21 protein-coding genes and 1 pseudogene are annotated in these 26691 nt (G+C 71.2%); 7 read left to right on the forward strand and 15 right to left on the reverse strand.

From position 1 onward, the window contains the following. Positions 1 to 1181: PHP domain-containing protein (locus tag ACZ7MG_RS32935; RefSeq protein WP_471946340.1), on the reverse strand; the 1181-nt coding region annotated here is incomplete at its 3' end. Between the two features lie 214 nt (positions 1182 to 1395). On the opposite strand from ACZ7MG_RS32935, the gene ACZ7MG_RS32940 reads away from it, so the two are divergent. The 3 genes from ACZ7MG_RS32940 to ACZ7MG_RS32950 all read left to right on the forward strand — a co-directional run bounded on the left by ACZ7MG_RS32940 (position 1396) and on the right by ACZ7MG_RS32950 (position 4419). Beyond that, positions 1396 to 2730: a DUF2252 domain-containing protein gene (locus ACZ7MG_RS32940; RefSeq protein WP_471394497.1), complete on the forward strand. Its 1335-nt coding sequence runs from the start codon at positions 1396 to 1398 to the stop codon at positions 2728 to 2730. 98 nt (positions 2731 to 2828) lie between these two features. Beyond that, entirely contained in the window at positions 2829 to 3515 is a 687-nt protein-coding gene (locus ACZ7MG_RS32945) for a hypothetical protein (protein ID WP_471394494.1), read from the forward strand. 103 nt (positions 3516 to 3618) lie between these two features. Then, positions 3619 to 4419, forward strand: a complete 801-nt coding sequence (locus tag ACZ7MG_RS32950) for a DsbA family protein (RefSeq protein WP_471394491.1) — start codon at positions 3619 to 3621, stop codon at positions 4417 to 4419. A gap of 68 nt (positions 4420 to 4487) precedes the next feature. Here the strand turns inward: ACZ7MG_RS32950 and ACZ7MG_RS32955 are convergent, their stop codons facing one another. Continuing rightward, entirely contained in the window at positions 4488 to 5138 is a 651-nt protein-coding gene (locus ACZ7MG_RS32955) for a hypothetical protein (RefSeq protein ID WP_471394488.1), read from the reverse strand. Between the two features lie 238 nt (positions 5139 to 5376). Here ACZ7MG_RS32955 and ACZ7MG_RS32960 point away from each other — a divergent pair, with 238 nt between their 5' ends. Together ACZ7MG_RS32960 and ACZ7MG_RS32965 are read left to right on the forward strand one after the other, a co-directional pair. Then, on the forward strand, positions 5377 to 8472 hold the full coding sequence (locus ACZ7MG_RS32960) for a helix-turn-helix transcriptional regulator (protein WP_471394485.1): 3096 nt from the start codon (positions 5377 to 5379) through the stop codon (positions 8470 to 8472). Between the two features lie 310 nt (positions 8473 to 8782). After that, on the forward strand, positions 8783 to 10468 hold the full coding sequence (locus ACZ7MG_RS32965; RefSeq protein WP_471394483.1) for an alkaline phosphatase D family protein: 1686 nt from the start codon (positions 8783 to 8785) through the stop codon (positions 10466 to 10468). Between the two features lie 11 nt (positions 10469 to 10479). Here the strand turns inward: ACZ7MG_RS32965 and ACZ7MG_RS32970 are convergent, their stop codons facing one another. Next, entirely contained in the window at positions 10480 to 11109 is a 630-nt protein-coding gene (locus ACZ7MG_RS32970; protein ID WP_471394480.1) for a dienelactone hydrolase family protein, read from the reverse strand. A 70-nt stretch (positions 11110 to 11179) separates the two neighbouring features. Here ACZ7MG_RS32970 and ACZ7MG_RS32975 point away from each other — a divergent pair, with 70 nt between their 5' ends. Beyond that, positions 11180 to 12304 (forward strand): mechanosensitive ion channel family protein, encoded by a 1125-nt coding sequence (locus ACZ7MG_RS32975; RefSeq protein ID WP_471394477.1) that lies wholly within the window; start codon positions 11180 to 11182, stop codon positions 12302 to 12304. A 38-nt stretch (positions 12305 to 12342) separates the two neighbouring features. On the opposite strand, the pseudogene ACZ7MG_RS32980 reads toward ACZ7MG_RS32975, so the two are convergent. The 6 genes and pseudogenes from ACZ7MG_RS32980 to ACZ7MG_RS33005 all read right to left on the reverse strand — a co-directional run. Next, positions 12343 to 12561 (reverse strand): annotated as a pseudogene (locus ACZ7MG_RS32980) (SDR family oxidoreductase); the annotation flags it as partial. Positions 12562 to 12718: 157 nt separating this feature from the next. After that, complete coding sequence (locus tag ACZ7MG_RS32985) at positions 12719 to 14305, reverse strand: Na+/H+ antiporter (RefSeq protein ID WP_471394475.1); 1587 nt, start codon at positions 14303 to 14305, stop codon at positions 12719 to 12721. Between the two features lie 73 nt (positions 14306 to 14378). Next, entirely contained in the window at positions 14379 to 14855 is a 477-nt protein-coding gene (locus tag ACZ7MG_RS32990) for a GNAT family N-acetyltransferase (protein WP_471394473.1), read from the reverse strand. Continuing rightward, positions 14852 to 15796 (reverse strand): RluA family pseudouridine synthase, encoded by a 945-nt coding sequence (locus ACZ7MG_RS32995; RefSeq protein ID WP_060885031.1) that lies wholly within the window; start codon positions 15794 to 15796, stop codon positions 14852 to 14854. Before ACZ7MG_RS32995 ends, ACZ7MG_RS32990 begins: the two co-directional genes overlap by 4 nt. 123 nt (positions 15797 to 15919) lie before the next feature. Next, positions 15920 to 16531 (reverse strand): signal peptidase II, encoded by a 612-nt coding sequence (gene lspA, locus ACZ7MG_RS33000; protein ID WP_471394470.1) that lies wholly within the window; start codon positions 16529 to 16531, stop codon positions 15920 to 15922. An 81-nt stretch (positions 16532 to 16612) separates the two neighbouring features. Further along, on the reverse strand, positions 16613 to 17503 hold the full coding sequence (locus tag ACZ7MG_RS33005) for a TraR/DksA family transcriptional regulator (protein WP_471394468.1): 891 nt from the start codon (positions 17501 to 17503) through the stop codon (positions 16613 to 16615). A gap of 649 nt (positions 17504 to 18152) precedes the next feature. Between ACZ7MG_RS33005 and ileS the strand changes: the two genes are divergently transcribed. Next, positions 18153 to 21296, forward strand: a complete 3144-nt coding sequence (gene ileS / locus ACZ7MG_RS33010; protein ID WP_471394466.1) for an isoleucine--tRNA ligase — start codon at positions 18153 to 18155, stop codon at positions 21294 to 21296. A gap of 204 nt (positions 21297 to 21500) precedes the next feature. On the opposite strand, the gene ACZ7MG_RS33015 is transcribed toward ileS, so the two are convergent. The 6 genes from ACZ7MG_RS33015 to ftsZ all read right to left on the reverse strand — a co-directional run bounded on the left by ACZ7MG_RS33015 (position 21501) and on the right by ftsZ (position 26625). Beyond that, positions 21501 to 22754, reverse strand: coding sequence for a DivIVA domain-containing protein (locus tag ACZ7MG_RS33015; RefSeq protein ID WP_471394464.1), 1254 nt, complete (start codon positions 22752 to 22754; stop codon positions 21501 to 21503). A 52-nt stretch (positions 22755 to 22806) separates the two neighbouring features. After that, complete coding sequence (locus tag ACZ7MG_RS33020) at positions 22807 to 23097, reverse strand: YggT family protein (RefSeq protein WP_471394462.1); 291 nt, start codon at positions 23095 to 23097, stop codon at positions 22807 to 22809. Positions 23098 to 23147: 50 nt separating this feature from the next. Further along, positions 23148 to 23798 carry a cell division protein SepF gene (locus ACZ7MG_RS33025; protein WP_471394460.1) on the reverse strand — a complete coding sequence of 217 codons (651 nt, stop codon included), beginning with the start codon at positions 23796 to 23798 and terminating at the stop codon, positions 23148 to 23150. A 129-nt stretch (positions 23799 to 23927) separates the two neighbouring features. Next, entirely contained in the window at positions 23928 to 24662 is a 735-nt protein-coding gene (locus tag ACZ7MG_RS33030; RefSeq protein ID WP_471394457.1) for a YggS family pyridoxal phosphate-dependent enzyme, read from the reverse strand. Then, complete coding sequence (gene pgeF / locus ACZ7MG_RS33035; protein WP_471394454.1) at positions 24662 to 25438, reverse strand: peptidoglycan editing factor PgeF; 777 nt, start codon at positions 25436 to 25438, stop codon at positions 24662 to 24664. Before pgeF ends, ACZ7MG_RS33030 begins: the two co-directional genes overlap by 1 nt. Further along, on the reverse strand, positions 25435 to 26625 hold the full coding sequence (gene ftsZ, locus ACZ7MG_RS33040; protein WP_086757870.1) for a cell division protein FtsZ: 1191 nt from the start codon (positions 26623 to 26625) through the stop codon (positions 25435 to 25437). Before ftsZ ends, pgeF begins: the two co-directional genes overlap by 4 nt. Positions 26626 to 26691 lie beyond the last annotated feature (66 nt).

Here is a 26691-nt window from a genome sequence, read left to right on the forward strand (position 1 = left end):
TCGGTGATGCCCATGGCGTACGCGACGATCGAGCCGGCGGCGGAACCTCGGCCGGGGCCGACGGCGATGCCCTGCTTCTTGGCCCACATGATGAAGTCGGCGACCACGAGGAAGTATCCCGGGAAGCCCATCGAGATGATGGTGTCCATCTCGTACTCGACCTGCTTCATGCGGTCGTCCGGGATGCCGTCCGGGAAGCGGCGGTGCATACCGCGCATGGTCTCCTCGCGGAACCAGGTGACCTCCGTGAAGCCCTCGGGGATGTCGAACTTCGGCATGAGGTTCCTGGCCTCGAACATGCCGGAGGTGTCGATCTGCTCGGCGACCAGCAGGGTGTTGGCGCAACCCTCCTGCCAGGCGTCCGAGGAGTCGACGGCGTACATCTCGTCGGTGGACTTCAGGTAGTAGCCGGTGCCGTCGAACTTGAAGCGGTCCGGGTCGGAGAGGTTCTTGCCGGTCTGGATGCACAGCAGGGCGTCGTGGGCGGTCGCCTCGTGCGCGTACGTGTAGTGCGAGTCGTTGGTGACCAGCGGCGGGATGCCGAGCTTCTTGCCGACCCGGAGCAGGTCCTCGCGGACCCGGTGCTCGATGTCGATGCCGTGGTCCATCAGCTCCAGGAAGTAGCGGTCCTTGCCGAAGATGTCCTGGTACTCGGAGGCCGCCTTCACCGCCTCGTCGAACTGGCCGAGGCGCAGCCGGGTCTGGAGCTCGCCGGAGGGGCAGCCGGTGGAGGCGATGAGCCCCTCGGACCACTGGGAGATGGTCTCCTTGTCCATCCGGGGCCACTTCTGCAGCCAGCCCTCGGCGTACGCGTCCGAGGAGAGCTTGAAGAGGTTGTGCAGACCCGTCTTGTTCGCCGCCCAGATCGTCTTGTGGGTGTAACCACCCGAACCGGAGACGTCGTCCCGCTTCTGGTGCGGCTGGCCCCACTGGATCTTGCGCTTGTTGCGCCGGGACTCGGGGGCGACATAGGCCTCGATGCCGATGATCGGGGTGACGCCGGCCTTCTTCGCGGTGTGGAAGAAGTCGTAGGCCCCGTGGAGGTTGCCGTGGTCGGACATGGCGATATGGGTCATGCCCATCTCGTTGCACGCGTTGAACATGTCCTTGAGCCGCGCGGCACCGTCCAGCAGCGAGTACTGGGTGTGGACGTGCAGGTGCGTGAACGGCGGCTTTGACACGGCTTCGGCCTCCAGGGGACACAGGGGAAACAGGCGTGAACGACTTCCCCACGGGCTGCGGACAGTCTGGGGGACAGCGTCGAAGTCTATGCCTCGGGACTGACACCGCGAGGGGTCTCCCCCGTACCTTTCGGGGAGGAGTCGCGGGCACTACCGCGCGCCCTCGCACGTTGAGAAGTCGACCCACCCGTGATCCACCAGGAGGCACCCAGCGATGTCGGTTCCGCAGCTCAACGACGAGCGACGCGGCGAGGAGATCCTCGCCGTCTTCGACACCGCCTTCGGCCAGCTCCTGGCCGCCGACCCGGCCGCGTTCCGCGTGAAGTTCCGGAAGATGGCGGCCTCGGCCTTCGCGTTCTACCGGGGCACGGCGTGCCTGTTCTACAAGGACCTGGACGAGGAGAAGGCCGACGGGGCCTACCTCGACGAGCGCACCTCGCGCGTGTGGATCCACGGCGATCTGCACGCGGAGAACTTCGGCACGTACATGGACTCCACGGGCCGCCTGATCTTCAATGTGAACGACTTCGACGAGGCCTACGTCGCCCCCTTCACCTGGGACCTGAAGCGCTTCGCGGCCTCCGTGGCGCTCATCGGGTACGCGAAGGCGCTCAGCGACGAGCAGATCACCGAGCTGGTGGAGACCTACGCGGCCGCCTACCGCGAGCGGATCCACGCCATAGCGACCGGCGCCAAGCGGGACGAGGTGCCCCCGTTCACGCTGGACACCGCCCAGGGCCCGCTGCTGGACGCGCTGCGCGACGCCCGCTCGCTGACCCGTTTCGGTCTGCTGGACTCGATGACGGAGATCCGTGACTTCGAGCGCCGCTTCGCGCCGGGCGGCGGCTCCATCGAGCTGGACGCGGCCACCCGCTACAAGGTGCTGGCCGCCTTCGACGGCTATCTGGAGACACTCCCGGAGTCGTCCCTGACCCGCCCGGACTCGTACCGGGTGAAGGACGTCGTCGGCCGCCGGGGCATCGGTATCGGCTCGGCGGGCCTGCCGTCGTACAACATCCTGCTGGAGGGGCAGAGCGACGCCCTGGAGAACGATGTGGTGATCTACATCAAGCAGGCCCAGACCCCGGCCGTCTCCCGGCACATCACCGACCAGCGGATCCGTGACTACTTCGAGCACGAGGGCCACCGCACGGTGATCTCCCAGCGCGCGCTGCAGGCGCACGCGGACCCGTGGCTGGGCTGGACCGAGCTGGACGGCGCCGGGCAGCTGGTCGCCGAGGTGTCGCCGTACGCGGTGGACCTGGACTGGAGCGACATCGACGACCCGGAGGAGATCGCGGCGGTCGTCGCCGACCTCGGCCGGGCCACGGCCACGATGCACGCGGCGGCGGACGACCTGACGGGGCAGTCCCTGGTGCCGTTCTCCACGGAGCGGGCCATCGACGCGGCGATCGCGGCCGACGAGGAGGGCTTCGCGCCGCTCCTGGTCGACTTCGCCCACGCGTACGGGGCACGCGCGCGTGCGGACCACCAGATCTTCGTGGACCTGTTCCGCAACGGCCGGATCCCCGGTCTGCGCAACCACTGACCCCCGCGGCGGACCACCGCCGGGAAATGAGGCATCGCCCACTCACAGGGACCTTTTAGGGGTCCCTTACGGGTGGGCGTGGGAGACTCTTCGACGCCATGGACATATCCGGGACCCACTTCAGAGCCGTACGCGCGGCGCTGTTCACGGCGGTCGTCGTGACGCTCGGCACCGCGTCGCACGTGCTGCTGTCCGGGGTCCCGCTGCCGTTCACCACCGTCGCCGTGATCGCCGCCGCCGTCTTCCTCGTCGCCTACGCGCTGGCCGGCCGCGAACGCGGCTTCGGGCGGATCGCCGGGGTGCTGATCCCGCTGGAGCTGGCCGCCGACACGGTCTTCACCGCGGGACAGCACGCCTGTTACGGCGAGGCGGGCGGCCCCGTCACGGGTCCGCTGCGGCAGGTCGGGCTGGACATGCTGTGCGGCGGCGGCAGTGTCGGCGCTCCGCTGGCGCGGGTCGCCGGGGGCTCCGAGCGGGCGGGGGTGCTGCTCGCGGGCGCCGGTCCGGCCGCCGTCTGGCTGCTGCTCGCCGCGCACATCGCCGTGGGCCTGCTGGCCGCCGCCTGGCTGCGGCGGGGCGAGCGGGCGCTGGCCCAGTTGCTGGAGGCCGCGGTCGCCGCCGGTTTCCGGCCGCTGCTGATCGCGGTCGCCGCGGTCATGGTGCGGCCCGCCCCGGCGGAGCAGCGGCCGAGGCGCACCTCGCACCGTACGGCCGGCGCGCGCACCCTTCTCTTCGCGCACTCCCTGGGACGGCGTGGACCGCCGTGCTCGGTCACCTTCGCGTGACCCCGGTCGCCTTCGCGTGACCGCCTGCTGAGCACGAGCACGTCCTCCACCACCCATTTCTCCGCGCACCACGTGTGCGCGTCCTGCAGGGAGTTCACCCACCATGAGCAAGCGGAACAGCAACGCGGCGAAGTCGGCGGCCCGTGAGCGGCTGCGTCTGGAGCGCGAGCGCCAGGCCAAGCGCGCCAAGGTCAGGCGGCAGGCGATCGTGGCGTCCTCGATCGTCGCGGTGCTGGCGATAGCCGGCGGCATCGGCTACGCCGTCGTCCAGAACAACAAGCCCACCAAGTGGGAGGAGGCCGCCGACGCCACGGTGGTCGCCCCGGCCAACACCTCGGGCAAGAACGGCACCACGGTGCTGATCGGCGACTCCACGACCAAGAACGTGGTCCACCTGTACGAGGACCCGCGCTGCCCGGCCTGCGCCAGCTTCGAGCAGACCGTCGGGGAGACGGTCGACAAGGGCATGGAGGACGGCGACTACAAGCTCTCCTTCACCCTCGGCACCTTCCTCGACGGCAACCTCACCGGTGAGGGCTCGAAGAACGCGCTGAGCGCGATGGGCGCCGCGCTGAACGTCAGCCCCGAGGCCTTCCTCGACTACAAGGCCGCGCTGTACTCGGCGAAGTACCACCCGGAGGAGTCGACCGACGAGTTCGCCGAGGACAGCTATCTGATCAAGGTGGCGAACACGGTCGACGCGCTCAAGAACAACAAGAAGTTCCAGGACGCCGTCGAGAAGGGCACCTACGACGCCTGGGCGATGAGGATGAGCAAGTCCTTCGACGACGCCGACGGGGTCGAGTCGACCCCCACCATCAAGATCAACGACAAGACGATCACCAACCCGTCCTCGGTCGCGGACTGGGAGACGGCGCTCAAGGACGCGGGCGTCACCAAGTAACGCACCTGAACGGGCGGGTGCTCCCGGAGGCCGTCCGGAGCACCCGCCCGTCCGTCTGTCAGGACCCCCTAAGGCGCGATGTACGGCTTGACGCGCCCCCGGTAGTCCTCGGACCTGACCTCGTTGTAGTACTTGTCGGCGTCCTCGCCGTCCGAGGTGAAGATGTAGACCGGGCACTCGTCGGACTCGACCTTGCCGCTGTGGCTGTACTGCTCCTTGCCGGTGCGCGCCTCGACGACCCGCAGCCGGTAGGAGGTGTTGTACGTCTTGATCTTCAGTGGCTTGCCGTCGGCCTCCATGTCGCAGACCTTGCCGGTCGCGGTGGCCTTGGTGCGCTCGACACAGACGACCAGTTCGGCCTGTTCGGGCTTGTCCTCGTAGCCGAGGAACCAGCCCTTGGGGAAGTCGCCGTCGAGGGGCACACCGCTCGTCCAGCCGTCCCCGGTGCTGTTCATGAGCTGTGCCGGGTGCACGGTCTTCTTCGTACGGTCGTAGGGCGGCAGCCCCGCGAAACCGAGCCCGTCCGTGCAGACCCGCTCCAGGTCCTGGGTGGTCACCGGCACCTCCGGTGCGTCCGCGGCGGCTCCGGCCGACGACGAACCGCCGCCGCTCCCGCTGCCGCTGCTGCTCCCGCTGCCAGTGGTGCCGCCGGGTGACGAACACCCGCACAGGACCGCACCCAGCACTCCCGCGGCGACCCATATCCGGGCACGCTGCATTGACGACCTCCCTGCCGAAAGAAGAAGAAGCAGGCAGGGCATGTTCCCCCGGGCCATGCCCTGTCCCCCCTGCCCTGCCGAGACAGAAGCGTGCCGGACGCCGGGCCCCCGGGTATCGGGGAAGATCCCCCATGTAGTTGTGCGGGCCCTGTGAAACTGGGGGCTACGCTGTTACGCGCCTCGAAGGCGCATTCGAGGGTTGCCACGACCAGCCCAACAGGGCGCAGGGGGCCGGGAGTTGTCGTCGTTCTCGTCGCTGTCGTCGCCCGCCCTGGTCGGCCGGGCCGCGGAGCGGGAGCTTCTGACGGCCGCCGTCCGGGCGGCCCGGGAGGGGCGCGGCTCGTCGGTGTTCGTGCTGGGCGAGCCCGGCATCGGCAAGTCCCGGCTCGTCGAGGAGGCCGCGTCCGCCGCCGCGCACGCCGGAGCGCGGGTGCTGCGCGGGCGGGCCGCGTCCGCCGGGCGCGCGCTGCCCCTGCGCCCGCTGGCGGAGGCGGTGTTCTCCGGATTACGGGGCGACGGCGCGCCCTCGGGCGGGGACCTGGGCCTCTACGAGCCGCTGCTGTCCCGGCTGTGCGGGCTGGCACCCCAGGACGGCGCACCGCTCGTCGGATACGCCGAGGCGGTGCTGCGGCTCCTGCACGTCCTCGGCCGTGGCGACGGCTGTGTCCTGGTGCTGGAGGACCTGCACGACGCGGACGCCGACACGCTCGCCATCGTCGACTATCTGGCGGACAACCTCGCCGGTCAGCGGGCCGTCCTGCTGGCCACCCTGCGCGGTGAGTCCGGCCCGGCGCTCGACCTCGCCGGGGCCGCCACCTCCCGTCGTACGGCCCGTACGGTCCGGCTCGCCCGGCTCGGACCGGCCGGCACCGCCGAGCTGGCGGCGCGGTGTCTGGGGCATGACACCGCCGAGGACGTCCCGGCGGCGGTGCTGGACCGGCTGCACACCGTCTCCGAGGGTGTCCCCTTCGTGGTGGAGGAACTGCTGCGCGCGATGGTCGACGGCGGCGGTCTCGTCCGGGACGGGGCCGGCCGCTGGACGGTGACGGGCTCGCTGGACGCCGGGGTGCCCGCGACCGTCGCCGCCGCCGTGCTGCAACGCGTGGACCAGCTGCACCCGGCGGGCATCGCCCTGCTGGAGGCGGCGGCGGTCCTCGGCAGACGCTTCCCCGTGGACATCGCCGCCCGCGCCGCCGGCCTGGACCACACCACCGCCCTCACCCAGCTTCGCCACGCGGCCCGTGCCCACCTCGTCTCCGACGCCACGACCCCGTCCGACCCCGGCTGGCACACCTTCCGCCACGCCCTCACGGCCGACGCCATCACCCACCGCCTCCTCCCCGCCGAACGGGCCTCCCTCTGTCTGGCGGCGGCGGACGCGATCGACCGCCCGACACGCCCGGAACCGGCCGACACCGCGACCCCCGACACGCCGACCCCGCACCACACCCGCGCTTCCACCCCGGCGGACCCCGCCGCCCCGCACCACCCCCTCGCCACCGATGCCACCGATGCCACCGATGCCACCGATGCCACCGATGCCACCGACGACCTGTACCGGCTCGCGGCGGAGCTGTGTGTCACCGGTGGCCGCCCCGCGCGGGCCGCCGTACTGCTCACCCGGGCCGGGCGACAGGCGGTCGCGCGCGGGGCTCTGCTCACCGCCGTGGAACTGCTCGACCGAGGTCTGGAACTGACCGCCGACACACCGGACGCACCACCGGAGGCGGTGGCCCGGCTGCTGGAGGAACTGCTCGGCACGCTGGTCCTCACCGGTGACGTACGGCGCGTACCCGAACTCGGGGACCGGCTGGACCGGGTCCTGACGGTGTCGGGCGCGCCGGCCGGCCGACGCGCGGCCGGGTTTCTGACGCGGGCACGGGCCGCCGCGACCGCCCAGCAGTGGGAGGAGGGCCTGACCGCCGTACGGCAGGCGAGGGACCTGCTCGGCGACACGCCCGACCCGGCGTCCCGCGCCGCCCTGGACGCCGTCGCCGCCCATCTGGTGCTCAACTCCCAGCGCCCGGACCGCCTGGAGAGCGCGCGGGCGCTCGCCGAGGGCGCCGTCGCGACCGCCGAGGAGGTGGGCCTGCCGGAGGTGGCGTGCAAGGCGCTGAACATGCTCGGCTACTGCCTGCGGCCCCGGGACCTCGACGGGGCGGAGGACGCGTTCGCCCGGCTGGTCGCCACCGCCGAGGCCCATGCGCTGCCGGTGTGGCGGATCCGCGGCCTGCTGGAGCTGGGGGTGCTCGACCGGGTCCGCTTCACCGGCACCGACCGGCTGCTCGCCGCGCGCGGGGCCGCCGAGGAGACCGGCGCGGTGCTCATGACGGCCTGGGCCGACATGCATCTGACCCTCGCCCACATCCTGCGCGACGAACACGACCGGGCCACCGAGTCCGCGCGCCGGCTCCGGTCGACGGCACGCCGACTGCGGCTGCGCGAGGTGGAGTTGATCGGCGCCGGCGTGGACGGCATCATCGCCGCCTCGCTCGGGGAACGGGAGAAGCTGGACGCCACCCTGCGCACGCTGGAGCGCGCGCTCGCCGGGCGGAGCGCCGGCGCGCTCTGGGGCTACGCCGACACCTCCGTGTGGGGCTGGGCCCAGGGCATCTGCTCCCTGCTGCGGGAGGAAGCCGACCGCGCGCTGGCCGAGTTCACCGAGGCGGACGGCGTGATGCGGGCACTCCCGAGCACGGGCGGCGTCACCGGGTTCCTCGGCCCGTACCTCCTGCTGCGCACCCTGCGCGGTACGGCCGACTGGGCCGAACTGGACGGCCCCGGCACCCACCGGCTCACCCAGGTCCACTGGGACCGGCCCTTCGCCGGCTGGTCCCGGGCCGTGCTGCTGGGCCGCGAGGGCCGGGCCGCCGAGGCCGCCAAGACGGCGGAGGAGGCGCTGGCCGGGACCGCCGCCACGCCCCTTGCCGCCCACCTCTGTCTGCGTCTGGGTGCCCAGGCCGCACTGGCCGACGGCTGGGGCCGGCCCGTCGAATGGCTGCGCACCGCCGAGCAGTTCTTCCACGAGCGGGGCACGACCCGGGTGGCGGCCGCCTGCCGGGCCCTGCTGCGCGACGCGGGCGCCCCCGTACCGCGCCGCCGCCAGGGCCACGACACGATCCCACCGGAACTGCGGCGCGCCGGGGTGACCGCCCGGGAGTACGAGGTGCTGCGGCTGCTCGGCGCCCGGCTCGGCAACCAGGAGATCGCCGAGCACCTGTTCCTCTCCCCGCGCACCGTCGAGAAACACCTCGCCAGCCTCCGCGAACGCACCGGCCGCCCCGACCGCGCCGCCCTGATCGCCCTGGCCAGGCGGTACGCCGACGCCCCGTGACGCACGGCCGGTGCCCGACAGCCGCGGCCGATTGCCGGTGACCGACAGCCGTGACCGACGGTCGATGACCGACAGCCACCCACCGCCGACCCGCGCGGGCCCGCCGCCCCATCGCGGGCCCACCGCCCCATCGCGGGCCCACCGCCCCATCGCGGCCCATCGACCGATCACGAACCCCCGGCTCCCGCGCCAGCCGCCGCGCTGTTCTCCGGCCGACTAGCCTACGAACAGCGCACGCCTGCCTGAACATTGAGCGGATTCCGGGCTACCGCCTTACCCCCGACGCTACCGATCAGTAATCTCATCCGCCGTGACCAGTCGCAGATCTCACTCCAGCTCCGGTTGCCCCGACTCCCCCGCCCGGCCCACGGGTTCGGCCGCCCCGAGCCGCCGTACGGTCGTCAAGGCGGCCACGGCCGGGGCCGTCCTCGCGGCCCCGCTGGCCGCCGCGATACCCGCGCGCGCGGCCGAGACCCCCGCCTTCCTGCACGGCGTCGCCTCCGGTGACCCGCTGCCCGACGGTGTCCTGCTGTGGACCCGGGTGACGCCCACCGCCGCCGCGATACCCGGCTCCGGGCTCGGCCCGGACATCGAGGTCGGCTGGACCATCGCCCGGGACAAGGCGTTCACGAACATCGTCGCCAAGGGCTCGACGACCGCGTCCGTCGCGTCCGACCACACCGTGAAGGCGGACGTACGCGGCCTCGCGCCCGCCACGGACTACTGGTTCCGCTTCTCGGCCGGCGGCACCGACTCGCCCGCCGCCCGCACCCGCACCGCCCCGGCCCCCGACGCCGCCACCACCGGCCTCCGCTTCGGCGTGGTCTCCTGCGCCAACTGGGAGGGCGGCTACTTCGCCGCCTACCGCCATCTCGCGGCGCGCGGCGACCTGGACGCGTGGCTGCACCTCGGCGACTACATCTACGAGTACGGAACCGGCGAGTACGGCACCCGCGACAAGGTCGTACGGCCGCACGCGCCGACCCACGAGATCCTCTCCCTCGCCGACTACCGCGTCCGGCACGGCCGTTACAAGACCGACCCGGACCTCCAGGCCCTGCACGCGGCGGCGCCGGTCGTCGCCATCTGGGACGACCACGAGATCGCCAACGACGCCTGGTCGGGCGGCGCCGAGAACCACACCGAGGGCACGGAGGGCAGCTGGGCGGCCCGTCAGTCGGTGGCCAAGCAGGCGTACTTCGAGTGGATGCCGGTGCGCCCGGCGCTCGCGGGCACCACCTACCGCAGGCTGCGCTTCGGCAAGCTCGTCGACCTCTCGCTCCTCGACCTGCGCTCCTACCGTTCGCAGCAGGTGGGCGTCGGCGACGGCGAGGTCGACGACCCGGACCGTACGCTGACCGGCCGGGCCCAGCTCGACTGGCTGAAGGCCGGGCTGAAGTCCTCCGACACGACCTGGCGGCTGGTCGGCAACTCGGTGATGATCGCCCCGTTCGCCCTCGGCAACCTCACCGCCGACCTCTTCGAACCCCTCGCCGAGCTGCTCGGACTGCCGAAGGAGGGCCTCGCCCTCAACCCCGACCAGTGGGACGGCTACACCGACGACCGCCGCGAACTCCTCGCCCATCTGCGGGAGAACGCGATCCGCAACACGGTCTTCCTCACCGGCGACATCCACATGGCATGGGCCAACGACGTACCGGTCAACGCCGGTACGTACCCGCTGTCGGCCTCCGCCGCGACCGAGTTCGTGGTCACCTCGGTCACCTCCGACAACCTCGACGACCTCGTCAAGGTCCCCGAGGGCACGGTCTCCGCGCTGGCCTCCCCGCTGATCCGCGCCGCCAACCGGCACGTCCACTGGGTCGACACCGACCGGCACGGCTACGGCGTCCTGGACATCACCGCCGCGCGGGCGCAGATGGACTTCTACGTCCTGTCCGACCGTACGAAGGCCGGCGCGACGTCCTCCTGGGCGCGCTCGTACCGCACGCGGACCGGGACCCAGAAGGTGGAACGGACGTACGACCCCGTATAGATCAAGGGCGGCTACAGAGTCTCCAGGAAGCCGAGGGCCACCCGCCAGGTGGCCTCGGCGGCCTCCTCGTCGTAGTCGGGCAGCTCGGGGTCGGTGTAGAGATGACCGGCGCCGGCGTACCGGTAGACCTCGACGTCCGCGCCCGCCCTGCGCATCTGCAGATACCAGGCGCTCAGCCAGTCGTCCGGCTCGAAGGGGTCGGGCTCGGCGATGTGCAGCTGCACGGGCAGCTCGTCCACGGACGCGGAGGCGGCGATGTCCGACGTGCCGTGCAGAAGCAGCAGCCCGCGCGCGTTCTTGTCGCCCAGGGCGAGGGTCTGCGCGGTGGCGGCACCGAGCGAGAACCCGGCGTAGACGAGCCCTCGCTCCGAGTAGGGCGCGGCGGCCAGCACCGCCCGCTTCAGCAGTTCCTCTCTGCCCAGTTCCTGGTTGAAGGCCATGCCCTCCTCGACCGTGTCGAACGTCCGTCCGGCGAAGAGGTCGGGGGTCCACACCTCGTGTCCGGCGGCGCGCAGCCGGTCGGCCGCCGCGCGCACCGCGGGCCGCAGACCGTAGGTCGAGTGGAAGAGCACGATGTTCATGGGGCCATGGTGCCAGCCGGGTCCGACAACGCGTCCGGCGACCGGTCCGGCGACCGGCACCGCGCGCGTACCCAGAGGGCGGCCGAAGTCACATGTTCATGACCCCGCGCGGCCGGTTACGTTCGAAGGCATGGAGAATCTACTCCGGCCATTGATCGTCATCGGCGGCTCGGTCGTCCTCACGCTGCTCATCGGCTGGGCGACCGACCTGCTGCTGCGCAAAGCGGACGAGCGCCACCACGAGACACCTCTGTGGGGCCTGCTGCGCCGTGGTCGCATCCCCTACCAGCTGGTCCTGTGCGCGGCCTTCCTCAGAGCGTCGTACGACGAGGCGCAGCTGCTGGAGCAGCACCGGACCGCCGTCGGCCGCACCCTGACGCTGGTGCTGATCGGCGCGACGGCCTGGCTGGTGATCCGGATCGTGGCGGCGGTCGTGGAGACGACGTACAGCCGTTACGCCCGCGCGCACCGCGATCCGGCCCGGGTACGCCGGGTGCGGACCCAGGTGACGCTGATCATGCGGGTGGTCGCGGCGATCGTCGGTGTGGTGGCGGTGGCCTCGATGCTGCTGACGTTCCCGGCGATGCGCGCGGCCGGTACCTCGCTGCTGGCCTCGGCCGGGCTGCTGGGCATCGTCGCCGGTATCGCCGCGCAGTCCACGCTGAGCAACCTCTTCGCCGGGCTGCAGATCGCCTTCGGCGACATGGTCCGCCTCGGTGACGTGGTCGTCGTGGAGGGCGAGTGGGGCACGGTCGACGAGATCACCCTCACCTTCCTGACGGTCCGCACCTGGGACGAGCGCCGCATCACGATGCCGGTCTCGTACTTCACCTCGAAGCCGTTCGAGAACTGGTCCCGGGGCGGCGCCCAGATGACGGGCACGGTCTTCCTGCACGTCGACCATGCCGCGCCGCTGCCCGCGCTGCGCGACCGGCTCCGCGACATCCTGCGTTCCTGCCCCGCCTGGGACGGCCGCCACTACGACCTGACCGTCACCGACTCGACGCCCTCCACCATGGAGGTGCGTGCCCTGGTCACCGCCAAGGACCCGGACGACCTGTGGACCGTCCGCGTCACCGTCCGCGAACAGCTCATCCACTGGCTCACCGAGACCCACCCCTACGCCCTCCCCCGCGTCAACACCGCCGACGCGGTCCTGCCCCCGACCCACCCCAACGCCCACCGGGACGGCACGATCCCCCGCGCCAACCGAAGCCGCGTCCACGAGCCACCGAGGTCGACGGGCCGGGGATGAGCCGGGGATGCAACGGGGCGCGCGGGGCCCACGGAACCTCAGCGTCCGCGCTCCGCGCCCCCGTTGACCTGGACGACCTGCGCGATGACGTGTCCGGCACCGGGTGAGGCAAGCCAGTACAGCGTCTCGCCGACGTCCGCAGGCGCACCGGCCCGCCCCGTCGAGGTCTCCCCGACGAGCCGGGCCGGCCGCGCGCCTTCCACCGGCCCGCCCAAGAACTCGGTGTCCTCCACACAGCCGGGCGCCACGACGTTCACCCACCCGGTTCCCCCGCCGCCGGGACCACCCACGATCCGCAGCCGCCGACGAGGCGAACCCCCACAGGAAACCCGCACTCCTCCACCAGGGAGTGACGGGCGGTGCGCGGGTGGGAGACCACTCAACGGCCACCCCCCACAACCCGCACCCACCAACTCACCGCAAGCTGCGCACATCCAGATGCCGAAGCACCCGATCCACCACCTCCGGATTCGCCCCCGGCTCACTCCGCGCCGCCAGCACCTCGTGCCGAGCCGCACTCAACATCTCCCCCTGGATCCGCCGAAGCCGACGAAGCCGACGCACCCGCTGCTCATGCCCCTCCCGCCGCTCGTCCTCCCCCACCTCCGGACTGATCCGCACCCCGATCTCGAAGGCCCGCCGCAGCAACCGCTCGGACATCTCCTCCGGCAGCTCCTCCACCTCCTCGATCTCCTTCAGCCGCCGCTTCGCCGCCTTCGCCGCCCGCACGGCCAACTCCTTCTCGAACTCCTTCTCCACCCCTTCGTCCGCCCGCACCCCCAGCCACCGCACCAGCCGCGGCAGGGTCAGCCCCTGCAGCACCAGCGTCGCCATGATCACCCCGAACGCGATGAAGACGATCTCGTCCCGGTCCGGGAACGGCGCCCCGCTGTCCGTCTCCAGCGGAACCGCCAGCGCCAGCGCCACGGACGCCACCCCCCGCATCCCCGACCACCACATCACCACGGTCTCGCGCCACGACATCGGGATCTCCTCGTCGTAGTCCCGCTTCGCGTGCCACCGCCGCGCGAGCCACGCGGCCGGCAGCAGCCACACCAGCCGTACGAGCACCACGACGGCCACCACGGCCGCCGCCCAGCCGAGCATCTCGGGCCACCGCCCGGACGCCGTACGGATCGCGTTGTGCAGCTCCAGCCCGATCAGCCCGAACGCCACGCCGGTGACCAGTGTGTCCACGACGTCCCAGACGGTGTGCCCGGCGAGCCGCGTCAGGACGTCGTCCGCGCCGAGCGCGTACTCCGCGAGGAACAGCGCGGTCGTGAGCACCGCGAGCACCCCCGACCCGTGCAGTTCCTCGGCCATCACGTACGACGCGTACGGCACGAGCAGGGTCAGGCCGATCTGCAGCGTCGCGTCCTCCAGGAAGTCCATCAGCTTGTTGGCGGCCCAGCCGAGCGCGAACCCCACGGCGAGGGCGACGACCGCCGACAGCACCAGCTGCAGCGCGGCCTTCGGCCAGGAGAAGGATCCGCTGACGACGGCCGCGATGGCGACGTGGTACAGCACGATGGCGGTGACGTCGTTGAAGAGTCCCTCGCCCTCCAGGATCGACACCAGCCGGCGCGGCAGCCCGAGCTGCCCGGCCACGGCCGTCGCCGCCACCGGGTCGGGCGGCGCCACGAGCGCGCCGAGCGCCACGGCCGCCGCGATCGGCAGGCCGGGCACGATCGCCTGCGCCATGGCGGCCACCGCGGCGGTGGTCACGAACACCAGTGCCACGGCCAGCAGGAGGATCGGCCGCACGTTCGCCGTGAACTGCCGCCACGAGGTCCGCCGGACCGCCGCGTACAGCAGCGGCGGCAACAGCAGCGGCAGGATGAGGTCGGGCGGGATCTCCACATTGGGCACGAACCCCGGGATGGCCAGCGCGATACCGAGCAACGTCATCAGCACCGGCGCCGGCAGCTTCAGCCGCTCCCCCACCGGCACACTGACCACGGCCCCGACCAACAGGACGAAGAACAGGGCCAACTGATCCATGGGGGCGCTCCGCTGGTGCTAGACGATCACGAACGACCGAATGCCCAGGGTGCCCCACCCGCACCGCCGAACGCTAAAGCCTCCGCCGCATCGCGCGGTGGGGTATCCCCGCGTCCAGGAACTCCGGTCCGTACGCCGCATACCCCAACCGCTCGTAGAAACCCAGCGCGTGTGTCTGCGCCCCCAGGTCCACCGCGGTCAGCCCACGCTCCCGGGCCGCCTCCTCGACGGCCCGCACCAGCGCGACCCCGACGCCCAGCCCCCGGGCCTCCGCCACGACCGCGAGCCGCCCCAGGGACCCCACCCCGGACGCCCCACCGGTCTTGCCCGCGGCGGCCTCCCCGTACAGCAGCCGCCCGGCCCCGAGGGGCACCCCGTCGTCCCGTACCGCGAGGACGTGCACGGCCCCGGCGTCGTACGCGTCGTACTCCAGGTCCTCCGGCACCCCCTGCTCGACGACGAAGACCTCCTTGCGCACCGCGAAGCACGCCTCGCGGTCGCCGGGGTCATCGGCGACGCGCACCTCGTAGGGCACCGGCGCGGGACTCACGCGTACGTCTCCTCGCGCACCTTGTCGAGGGCCTTCTGCAGATCCGCGGGGTAGTCGCTCTCGAACTCGACCCAGCTGCCGTCCCCGGGGTGCTCGAAGCCGAGCCGGACGGCCTGCAGCCACTGGCGGGTGATGCCGAGCCGCTTGGCGAGCGTCGGGTCGGCGCCGTACGTCAGGTCGCCGACGCACGGGTGCCGGTGGGCAGACATGTGGACGCGGATCTGGTGGGTGCGCCCGGTCTCCAGCTTGATGTCGAGCAGGGAGGCGGCGCGGAACGCCTCGATCAGGTCGTAGTGCGTGACCGACGGCTTGCCCTCGGCGGTGACGGCCCACTTGTAGTCGTGGTTCGGGTGCCGTCCGATGGGCGCGTCGATGGTGCCGCTCGTGGGGTCGGGGTGGCCCTGCACCAGCGCGTGGTACCGCTTGTCGACGGTCCGCTCCTTGAACTGGCGCTTCAGGGACGTGTACGCGTACTCCGACTTGGCGACCACCATGAGGCCGGATGTGCCCACGTCGAGCCGGTGCACGATGCCCTGGCGCTCGGCGGCGCCGGACGTCGAGATCCGGTACCCGGCGGCGGCGAGCCCGCCGATGACGGTCGGCCCGGACCAGCCGGGGCTGGGGTGCGCGGCCACACCGACCGGCTTGACGATCACGACCACGTCGTCGTCGTCGTGCACGATCTCCATGCCCTCGACCGGCTCGGCGACGACCTGCACCGGCGCGGGCGCCTGCGGCATCTCGACCTCCAGCCAGGCCCCGCCGTGCACCCGCTCCGACTTGCCGACCACCGACCCGTCGACCGTGACCTTCCCCGCGGCGGCCAGCTCGGCGGCCTTGGTACGGGAGAAGCCGAACATGCGGGAGATGGCGGCGTCGACACGCTCGCCCTCCAGGCCGTCGGGCACGGGCAGGGTACGGATCTCGGGAATCGTGCTCACCCGTCGAGTATGCCGGACGGGTGACTCACCCCTGACCGCGCCTGTGGATAACTCAAGGTGCCCACCGAAACTCAAGGCGCCCACCGGCCCCGCACGAGCGGCGTCAGTCCTTGTGGACCGGCGTCAGTCCTTGTGGACGGTCCCGTCCGGGTCGAGCCCGCGGAACGACAGCAGCACGATCAGGATGCCGCCGCACACGATGGCCGAATCCGCGAGGTTGAACACCGCGAAGCCCTTGGGCGCGATGAAGTCGACGACCGCGCCCTCGAAGACGCCCGGCGAGCGGAAGATCCGGTCGGTGAGGTTGCCCAGCGCACCGCCGAGCAGCAGTCCGAGGGCGATCGCCCAGGGCAGGCTGTAGAGCTTGCGGGCGAGCCGGGCGATCACCACGATCACGATCGTCGCGATCACCGTGAAGATGATCGTGAAGGCCTCGCCGAAGCCGAAGGCCGCGCCCGCGTTGCGGATCGCCTCGAACTTCAGCCAGTCCCCGATGATCTCGATCGGCTCGTGGTGCTCCAGCTTCGCGACCACGATCATCTTGCTGACCAGGTCGAGCGCGTACGCCAGCGCGGCGACCCCGAACAGCACGGCGATCCGGCGCTTGCCGCGCGGGCGCGCGCCCGCGTCGGCCCGCTCCTCCACCGCGCCGTTCCCGCCGTCGGACTGCTCCGGGTCGGCCCCCGTCGCGTCTGGAATGTCCGGCGTACCGATGATGCGCTCCGCCTCTGCCACGTGAGTCCCTCAACCTAGGTTCCTGACTGAGGACAAAGGTACGACACGACCTGCGCGGACCAGGGGCTCAGGCGGAGATCGCTAGCGGCGTTCCTGCTTCTGCTTGCACTCCACGCAGAGTGTGGCCCGGGGGAATGCCTGCATCCGTGCCTTTCCGATCGCATTGCCGCAGTTCTCGCAGAGCCCGTAGGTGCCCGAGGCGAGCCGTTCCAGGGCGCGCTCGGTCTGGTCGAGCATCTCGCGCGCGTTGTGGGCGAGCGACAGCTCGTGCTCACGGGTGATGTTCTTCGCCCCGGTGTCGGCCTGGTCGTCGCCGGCACCGTCCCCGGAGTCCCGCATCAGGCCCGTGAGGGCGCGCTCGGAGGCCTCCAGCTCGGTCCGCAGCCGCATCGCCTCGGACTGCAGTTCCGTGCGGGCCTCGGCCACCTCGTCCGGGCTCCAGGGGTCCTCGCCGGGGCGTACCGCCAGCTCGCCGGGTTCCACCGCGGCGGGCCGTGCCTTGGGGACGGCGGAGGGCTTCTTCTTCGCCGCCGTAGCCGTACCAGGAGTGTTCTTCGCAACCACCGTCGTGGCTCCCGTCGTCTCGGCGGCCTCGGCCGCGCCCGCCTTCTTGACCGTGCTCTTCTTGGCAGAGGGGCTCTTGGCCACGCTCTTCGTCGTACTCTTCCCGGCCGTCGTACTCTTCCCGGCCGCCGTCGCCTTCTTTGGCGCGGCCCTCTTCGCAGGCGCCTTCCCGGCGACCGCCCCCTCGGCCGCGGCCGTCCCGGCCACCGCCTTCTTCGTCGTCGCCTTCTTCGCCGCCGCCTTCTCGGCCACCGTCTTCTTCGCCGTCGCCTTCCTCGCCACCGTCTTGTTGCCGGCCGCCTTCACCACCGCGGCCTTCTCGCCCTCGTCGCCGCCGTCCCCGCCGCCGGCGGCCACCGCGGATCTGCCGGACGCCGACTGCTGTACGGCGGTCTTCTTCGCCACCATGGCCGCGGCCCCTTCACATATTGTGATCTTGCACGCGAATCGTGCTGGGACGATAAATCGACCCGAGTCCCGCGGCAACGGGGCGGACCACCCATTCCACCCGCCCCACGACCGCGCGCGGCGAGCCTGCAAGCGTTGTGCCCAGCTCCCCGCCGGGTATTCCGCCCCGCCGGTCGTCCCAGGATCCGGACGCCCGACCCGCTCCATTCGGGTCACCCCGCAGGTCACCGCGCCCCCGGCCGCCGACCCCGCCGAAAGGCCCGCCCCACCCCTCCCACGGCCCCCGGAAAACCGGTCCGCCGCCGTCCGTGCGGCGCCGTACACTGGGCGGAGCGAGAAGCGTGGATGGGGACGAGTAGCGTCGGACGCAGCCCAGAGCGACCCGGGGACGGTGGAAGCCCGGGGGCGAGCGCGATGTGAAGATCACCCCGGAGCCGCCGGAAGAAAGCCGCAGCCCCTGCCGCACGCCCTGGGGCACGGCGAGTAGACCCGGTATCGCGACCCCAATGAGGGGGCTCACCGGCGCGTACGGCGCACAGGGGAGCCAAGGAGGGTGGTACCGCGGGAGCGCGCCGCACACGGCGTACGAAGGATCGAAGCTCTCGTCCCTCCGACGGAAGGCAGCACGTCCGTTGGAGGAAGCCCGCTCATGACAGAGCCGACGTATCGCCAGGTACCCGCCCAGGTGGACCTGCCCGCCCTCGAGCACGCGGTGCTCGACTTCTGGCGCGAGCAGAAGATCTTCGCCAAGAGCCTGGAGCAGTCCGAGGGCCGCCCCGAGTGGGTGTTCTACGAGGGCCCGCCCACCGCCAACGGCATGCCGGGCGCCCACCACATCGAGGCGCGCGTCTTCAAGGACGTCTTCCCCCGCTTCCGCACGATGCGCGGCTACCACGTGGCCCGCAAGGCCGGCTGGGACTGCCACGGCCTCCCCGTGGAGCTGGCGGTCGAGAAGGAGCTCGGCTTCAACGGCAAGAAGGACATCGAGGCGTACGGCATCGCCGAGTTCAACGCCAGGTGCCGCGAGTCCGTGACCCGGCACACCGACGCCTTCGAGGCGCTCACGACCCGCATGGGCTACTGGACCGACCTCCAGGACCCCTATCGCACCATGGACCCCGAGTACATCGAGTCGGTCTGGTGGTCGCTGAAGACGATCTTCGACAAGGGTCTGCTCGTCCAGGACCACCGCGTCGCCCCCTGGTGCCCCCGCTGCGGCACCGGCCTGTCGGACCACGAGCTGGCGCAGGGCTACGAGACGGTCGTCGACCCCTCGGTCTTCGTCCGTTTCCCGCTCACCTCCGGTCCGCTCGCCGGTGAGGCCGCGCTCCTGGTGTGGACGACCACGCCGTGGACGCTGGTGTCCAACACCGCGGTCGCCGCCCACCCCGAGGTCACCTATGTGGTCGCCACGGACGGCAGCGAGAAGCTCGTCGTCGCCGAGCCGCTCGTCGCCAAGGCGCTCGGCGAGGGCTGGGAGACCACCGGTCAGACCTTCACCGGCGCCGAGATGGAGCGCTGGACCTATCAACGTCCGTTCGAGCTCGTGGAGTTCCCGGAAGCAGCGCATTTCGTCGTCAACGCGGAATACGTCACGACCGAGGACGGTACGGGCCTGGTCCACCAGTCCCCCGCCTTCGGTGAGGACGACCTCAAGGTCTGCCGCGCGTACGGCCTGCCCGTGGTGAACCCGGTCCGTCCCGACGGCACCTTCGAGGAGGACGTCCCCCTGGTCGGCGGCGTCTTCTTCAAGAAGGCGGACGAACAGCTCACCGAGGACCTCCAGCAGCGCGGCCTGCTCTTCAAGCACATCCCGTACGAGCACAGCTACCCCCACTGCTGGCGCTGCCACACCGCGCTCCTCTACTACGCGCAGCCGTCCTGGTACATCCGCACCACCGCCGTCAAGGACCGTCTCCTCCAGGAGAACGAGAAGACCAACTGGTTCCCGGACTCGGTCAAGCACGGCCGCTACGGCGACTGGCTGACCAACAACATCGACTGGGCGCTGTCCCGCAACCGCTACTGGGGCACCCCGCTGCCGATCTGGCGCTGCGAGGAGAACCACCTCACCTGCGTGGGCTCCCGGGAGGAGCTGTCCCGGCTCTCCGGCACCGACCAGTCCGGGCTGGACCCGCACCGCCCGTTCATCGACGCGGTCACCTTCCCCTGCCCCCAGGACGGCTGCGGCGGCACGGCCACGCGCGTCCCGGAGGTCATCGACGCCTGGTACGACTCGGGTTCGATGCCGTTCGCGCAGTGGGGCTACCCGTACAAGAACAAGGAACTCTTCGAGTCCCGCTACCCGGCCCAGTTCATCAGCGAGGCCATCGACCAGACCCGCGGCTGGTTCTACACGCTGATGGCCGTCGGCACCCTGGTCTTCGACAAGTCGTCGTACGAGAACGTCGTCTGCCTCGGCCACATCCTCGCCGAGGACGGCCGCAAGATGTCCAAGCACCTGGGCAACATCCTCCAGCCCATCCCGCTCATGGACCAGCACGGCGCCGACGCCGTCCGCTGGTTCATGGCGGCCGGCGGCTCCCCCTGGGCGGCCCGCCGCGTCGGCCACGGCACCATCCAGGAGGTCGTCCGCAAGACGCTCCTCACGTACTGGAACACGGTCGCCTTCCAGGCCCTGTACGCCCGTACGTCGAACTGGGCGCCCAGCGCGGCGGACCCGGCCCCGGCCGACCGCCCGGTCCTGGACCGCTGGCTGCTCTCGGAGCTGCACGCCCTCACCGACCAGGTCACCGGGGCCCTGGAGGCCTACGACACCCAGCGCGCCGGCAAGCTCCTCTCGGCGTTCGTCGACGACCTGTCCAACTGGTACGTCCGCAGGTCGCGCCGCCGCTTCTGGCAGGGCGACAAGGCCGCGCTGCGCACCCTGCACGAGGTCGTCGAGACGGTCACGAAGCTGATGGCCCCGCTGACCCCGTTCATCACCGAGCGGGTCTGGCAGGACCTGATCGTGCCCGTCTCCCCGGGCGCCCCCGAGTCGGTGCACCTGGCCGCCTGGCCGGAGGCCGACCTCTCCGCGATCGACCCCGAGCTGTCGAGGCAGATGGTCCTCGTGCGCCGCCTGGTGGAGCTGGGCCGCGCCACGCGCGCGGAGTCGGGCGTCAAGACCCGCCAGCCCCTCTCACGCGCCCTGGTGGCCGCGACGGGCTTCGACGCCCTGAACCCCGAGCTGCACGCGCAGATCACGGAGGAGCTGAACGTCAGCTCACTCGCCTCGCTCTCCGAGGTCGGCGGCTCCCTGGTGGACACCACCGCCAAGGCCAACTTCCGGGCTCTGGGCAAGCGGTTCGGCAAGCGCGTCCAGGACGTCGCCAAGGCCGTGGCGAACGCCGACGCCGCCGCCCTGTCCCTCGCCCTGCGCGAGGGCACGGCCTCGGTCGAGGTCGACGGCGAGACCGTCACCCTCGCCCCCGACGAGGTCATCATCACCGAGACCCCTCGCGAGGGCTGGTCGGTGGCCTCCGACTCGGGCGCCACGGTCGCGCTGGACCTGGAGATCACGGAGGAGCTGCGCCGGGCGGGCCTGGCCCGTGACGCGATCCGCCTCATCCAGGAGGCCCGCAAGAACAGCGGCCTCGACGTCGCCGACCGCATCGCGCTCCGCTGGACGGCCACGGACCCGGCGGTGACCGCGGCGCTGACCGAGCACACGACCCTGATCGCGGACGAGGTCCTCGCGACGGACTTCGCCCAGGGAGAGGCGGACGGCACCTACGGCGATCCCTTCGCCGAAGAGGGCCTGTCGCTGACGTTCCGCCTGCGCAAGGCATGACCCCCGGTTCCCCGCGCCCTCCCAGGGGCGCGGGGAACTGCGCGACCAGCCACAACGCACCCGCACCCGCACCCGCCACCAGACACAACACGGCACCCCCGTAGGCGCCCGGCTCAAGCCAGCGCAGCGAAAGGGCGGGGCCCCGGATCAAAATCCGGGGCCCCGCCCTGAACGCTGCCGACGCCTACGGCGTACCAGTATTCGTCAGTTGTCGTCCTCGTCGATGAGGAACCCACGCATCGGCGAGGGAGCCTGCCCCATCGGAGAGGGACCCTGCGGCCGGACCGGAGCCATCGGCTGGGTCATGGCCGGCGACATCTGCTGCTGACCGCCGTAGGAGGGCGCGGCCGGAGCGGGGGCGCCGCCCATGCCTCCACCCATGCCACCCGGGTTCCCGCCGTACGACGGGGCGCTCGCGCCGGCCGGGGCCATGGAAGGCGCCGGGGACGGCGGCAGAGACGCGGTCGCCGGGGTGCGCGGCGGAGCCAGCGAGTCGTCCGCCTGGGTCTCCAGCTGACGCAGCTGCGACTCCAGGTACGACTTCAGACGCGTACGGTACTCGCGCTCGAAGCCGCGCAGATCCTCGACCTTGCGCTCCAGCGTGGCGCGGGCGGACTCCAGGGAGCCCATCGCGACGCGGTGCTTCTCCTGCGCGTCCCGCTCCAGCGCGTCGGCCTTGGCACGGGCGTCCCGCTCCAGACCCTCGGCGCGGCTACGGGCCTCACCGACGATCTTGTTGGCCTCGGAACGGGCCTCGGCGATCGCCTGGTCGGCGGTCTGCTGGGCCAGCGAGAGCACCCGCGCGGCGCTGTCGCCACCGGGACCCTGACCGGGGCCGCCCATCGGACCGCCCATGGGGCCGCCCATCGGGCCACCCATCTGCTGCATGGGAGGCTGGCCGCCCATGGGACCCTGGCCCATCTGGCCCTGGCCCATCTGCGGCTGCATCTGGCCCTGACCCATGGGGCCCTGGCCCATCGGTCCCTGACCCATCGGGCCGGGACCCTGCTGCCCTTGGCCACCGGGGCCCGCGGGCAGCTGCGGGGCGCCGCTCGGCAGCTGGGGCGGGCCACCCATGGGGCCCCCCATCTGCTGCGGCGGGCCCGATATGCCGGCGGGTACGGGTCCACCGGGACCGCGCATACCCTGCTGCTGCATACCGCCCTGTTGCTGCATACCGCCCGGCTGCATGCCACCTTGCTGCATGCCGCCCTGCTGCATACCGCCCTGCTGCTGGTCCTGCGGCTCCGGAGGCTTGCGCATGTTCTGCTGGTTCTGGGCAGCAGCACGCGTGGCCGCGGCCAGTTTGGCGCGCAGGTCCTCGTTCTCGCGGAGCAGGCGCGTCAGTTCGGCTTCGACCTCATCGAGGAAGGCATCGACCTCGTCCTCGTCATAGCCTTCTCGGAGGCGGACGGTCGTGAACTGCTTGTTCCGCACGTCCTCGGGGGTCAACGGCATCTCTTCACCTCAACGTAGTCATCGGCAGTCGGCAAGACCGGATCGTCCACAGTCAACTCGCAAGTCCACCCACGATGTTGATCAGGATGTAGACGATGATCATCAGTACGAAGAAGGACAGGTCGAGCGCCACGCCCCCGAGACGCAGCGGCGGGATGAACCGCCGCAGAAGCTTGAGCGGTGGATCAGTGACAGTGTAGGTGGCCTCCAGAACGACCACCATGGCCTTGCCGGGTTGCCACGAGCGGGCGAACTGGAACACGTAGTCCATGACCAACCGGAAGATCAGCACGATGAGGAAACACATCAGAGCGATCCAGAGCACTTGCCAAACCACGCTCATGATCCGTGCTTCCCTCTCCCCTGTTCCACGCCTTGCTCCGGTCCTGTGTCTCAGCTCTGGTTGAAGAACCCGCCCTCTGCGATACGGGCCTTGTCCTCCGCCGTGACATCGACGTTAGCAGGCGACAACAGGAACACCTTCTGCGTCACCCGCTCGATGCTGCCGTGAAGACCAAACACCAAACCGGCCGCAAAGTCGACAAGTCGCTTCGCATCTGTGTCGTCCATCTCAGTCAGATTCATGATCACCGGGGTGCCCTCACGGAAGTGTTCCCCGATGGTACGGGCCTCGTTGTAGGTCCGCGGGTGCAACGTGGTGATCCGGTAAGGCTCTCGCTCGGACACGACCTTGGGCATGATCACCGGTGCGTTCTTCTCCAGACTCGAACGTTCTTGTGTGATGGACGCCACGGGCGCGATCCGGGCGGGTCGCACCGATTCCGCGGGGAGCGAAGTGGCGTGCGACACCGGTTCGCGCTGCACCGGGGGCTGCACCACTCGTACCGATTCATCCCTTTGGGACTGATGTGACTGATGTGACTGGTGGGACTGGTGCACCGGCTCATGCCGGCGGTGGTCCCGCTCGGGCTCCGGGTCGAGTTCGGGCTCGAAGTCGTCGTCGGGGTCGAATCCCCTGCCGTCGTACCCATCGTCCTCCACGAGGCCGAGGTAGACCGCCATCTTGCGCATCGCGCCGGCCATGCTCTGAGTCCTCCGCTCTGTGGTGGATCGACTGACGACTTCCCAAGTGCCCGCGATCCACGAGGTCGTTGCGCCCGCCTCTCGACGGAATGACCATATTTTCTGCTGTGGTCCGACTTCTTGGCGACGTTACCCGAGCCCGGGACGGACTCCGAGTACCGCAGTGCCGACGCGTACATGTGTCGCTCCGGCAGCCACGGCCTCCTCGAGGTCCGCACTCATCCCTGCGGAGACCATGGTGGCAGCCGGATGGGCTCGGCGCAGGTCGGTCGACAAATCCACCAACCGCCCGAACGCGGCCCGTTGGCGTCCGGCGTACTCCCCGGTGAGCGGCGCGACGGTCATCAGACCATCGACCCGCAGACCCGGCGACTCCGCCAGGAGGTCGGCCAGCTCTTCGATTCCGCCCGGACCGACACCTCCCCGCTCACCCCGGCCGCTCTCGTCGGCGTCGAGCGCGACCTGGATGAGACATCCCACCTCACGCCCGACCCGAACGGCCTCTTTCGACAAAGCCGTGACAAGCCTGGAACGATCGACGGACTGCACGAGATCCGCGTAACGCACCACAGAACGGACCTTGTTGGTCTGCAACTGCCCCACGAAGTGCCACACAAGGGGCAGATCCGAACATTCGGCAGCCTTGGGTGCCGCGTCCTGGTCCTTGTTCTCGGCGACATGCCGTACACCGAGTTCCGACAGGATCCGCACATCGCTCGCGGGGTAGGTCTTGGTGACCACGATCAGGGTCACCTCGTCGCGCTTGCGGCCGGCGGCCACGCAGGCCGCGGCGATGCGCTCCTCCACCTTCGCCAGGTTCCCGGCGAGTTGCGCCCTGCGGACCGCCATATCTGTCATGTCCATCAGTCCAGCCAGACATATCCCGCGAGTCGCCCTGTGGCGCGGTCGCGGCGGTACGAGAAGTGGTCGGGCGACTCCAGCGTGCACACCGGCGACTGCTCCCGGTCGTGCACCCCGAGGCGCTCCAGCTGTGCGTGCACTCCGGCGCACACATCCACGGAGGGCGTGCCCCAACTGGTCTCGGCGTACGCCGCCGGCTCGACGGTGGCCACCTCGGCGCGCATCGCTTCGGGCACTTCGTAACACCGGCCGCAGACGGCGGGTCCGGTGCGGGCGACGATCCGGGCGGGGTCGGCGCCCAGCTCGGTCATGGCGCGTACGGCGGCGGGAACGACCCCGGCGATCATGCCGGGCCGGCCGGCGTGAACGGCGGCCGCGACCCCGGCGACGGGGTCGGCCAGCAGGACGGGGACGCAGTCGGCGGTGAGGACGGCGAGCGCGAGACCGCGCCGGGTGGTGATGATCGCGTCGACGGAGGGGATGTCGCCGGAACCGGAACCCGTGGTGGGACCCGGGGCGGACCCGGGGCCCGAGGCCGAACCCCACGGGCCGTCGACCACCGCCACGTCCGCGCCGTGCACCTGGTTCATCCAGACGACCCGGTCGGGCTCCAGGCCCAGCGACTTGGCCGCCAGCTCCCGGTTGGTGAGGACGGCGTCGGCGGCGTCCCCGACCGCCCCGCCGAGATTGAGCTCCTCATACGGAGCGGCGCTCACCCCGCCCCACCTGTCGGTGAAGGCGAAGTGCGCGCCGCTCACGGATCCGCGCCGTCCTATCACTTGAGGAAGTCCGGCACGTCCAGCTCCTCCGCCGCGCTGTCCGTGTAGGACCGGGACGGCGGGACGGGCGGGGCTACCTGCACGTCGTTCACCGGCTCCGGGGCGGGCGCCGGCTCCTCCTTGGGCTTGACGCTGCCGAGCGAGCCGAAGGACGGGCGGCTCTCGGCGGGCCGCACCGGCGCGGGCTCCTCACGCTTGGCCGCGGCCGAGCCGAGGATGTTGTCCCGCTTGGCCGGGGGCTGGCCGCCGTCGAAGCCGGCCGCGATGACCGTGACCCGGACCTCGTCGCCGAGGGCGTCGTCGATGACCGCGCCGAAGATGATGTTGGCCTCGGGGTGGGCGGCCTCGCTGACCAGCTGGGCGGCCTCGTTGATCTCGAACAGGCCGAGGTCGGAGCCACCGGAGATGGAGAGCAGCACGCCCCGCGCGCCGTCGATGGACGCCTCCAGGAGCGGCGAGGAGATCGCCATCTCGGCGGCGGCCACCGCGCGGTCGTCGCCGCGGGCCGAGCCGATGCCCATGAGGGCCGAACCGGCCTCGGACATCACGGACTTGACGTCGGCGAAGTCGAGGTTGATCAGACCGGGGGTGGTGATGAGGTCGGTGATGCCCTGGACACCGGAGAGCAGGACCTGGTCGGCCGACTTGAACGCGTCCAGGACGGAGACCTGGCGGTCCGAGATGGACAGCAGCCGGTCGTTCGGGATGACGATGAGGGTGTCGACCTCTTCGCGCAGCTCGGCGATGCCGTCCTCGGCCTGGTTGGCGCGGCGGCGGCCCTCGAAGGTGAAGGGGCGGGTGACCACGCCGATGGTGAGGGCGCCCAGCGAGCGGGCGATGTTGGCCACGACGGGCGCGCCGCCGGTGCCGGTGCCGCCGCCCTCGCCGGCCGTCACGAAGACCATGTCGGCCCCCTTGAGGACCTCCTCGATCTCCTCGCGGTGGTCCTCGGCCGCCTTGCGTCCGACGGCCGGGTTGGCGCCGGCGCCGAGTCCGCGGGTGAGTTCACGGCCGACGTCGAGCTTGACGTCGGCGTCGCTCATCAACAGAGCTTGCGCGTCGGTGTTGATGGCGATGAACTCGACGCCCTTGAGACCGACCTCGATCATCCGGTTGATGGCATTGACACCACCGCCGCCGACACCGATGACTTTGATGACTGCGAGGTAGTTCTGCGGTGCTGCCACGTCGAAGGCCTCTCGCCTCGAGTTACGTGTCGCCGCTTCGCGAGGGACCCGCGACGCGACGACTGA

The sequence above is a fragment of the Streptomyces sp. NPDC107538 genome (genome assembly GCF_055657445.1).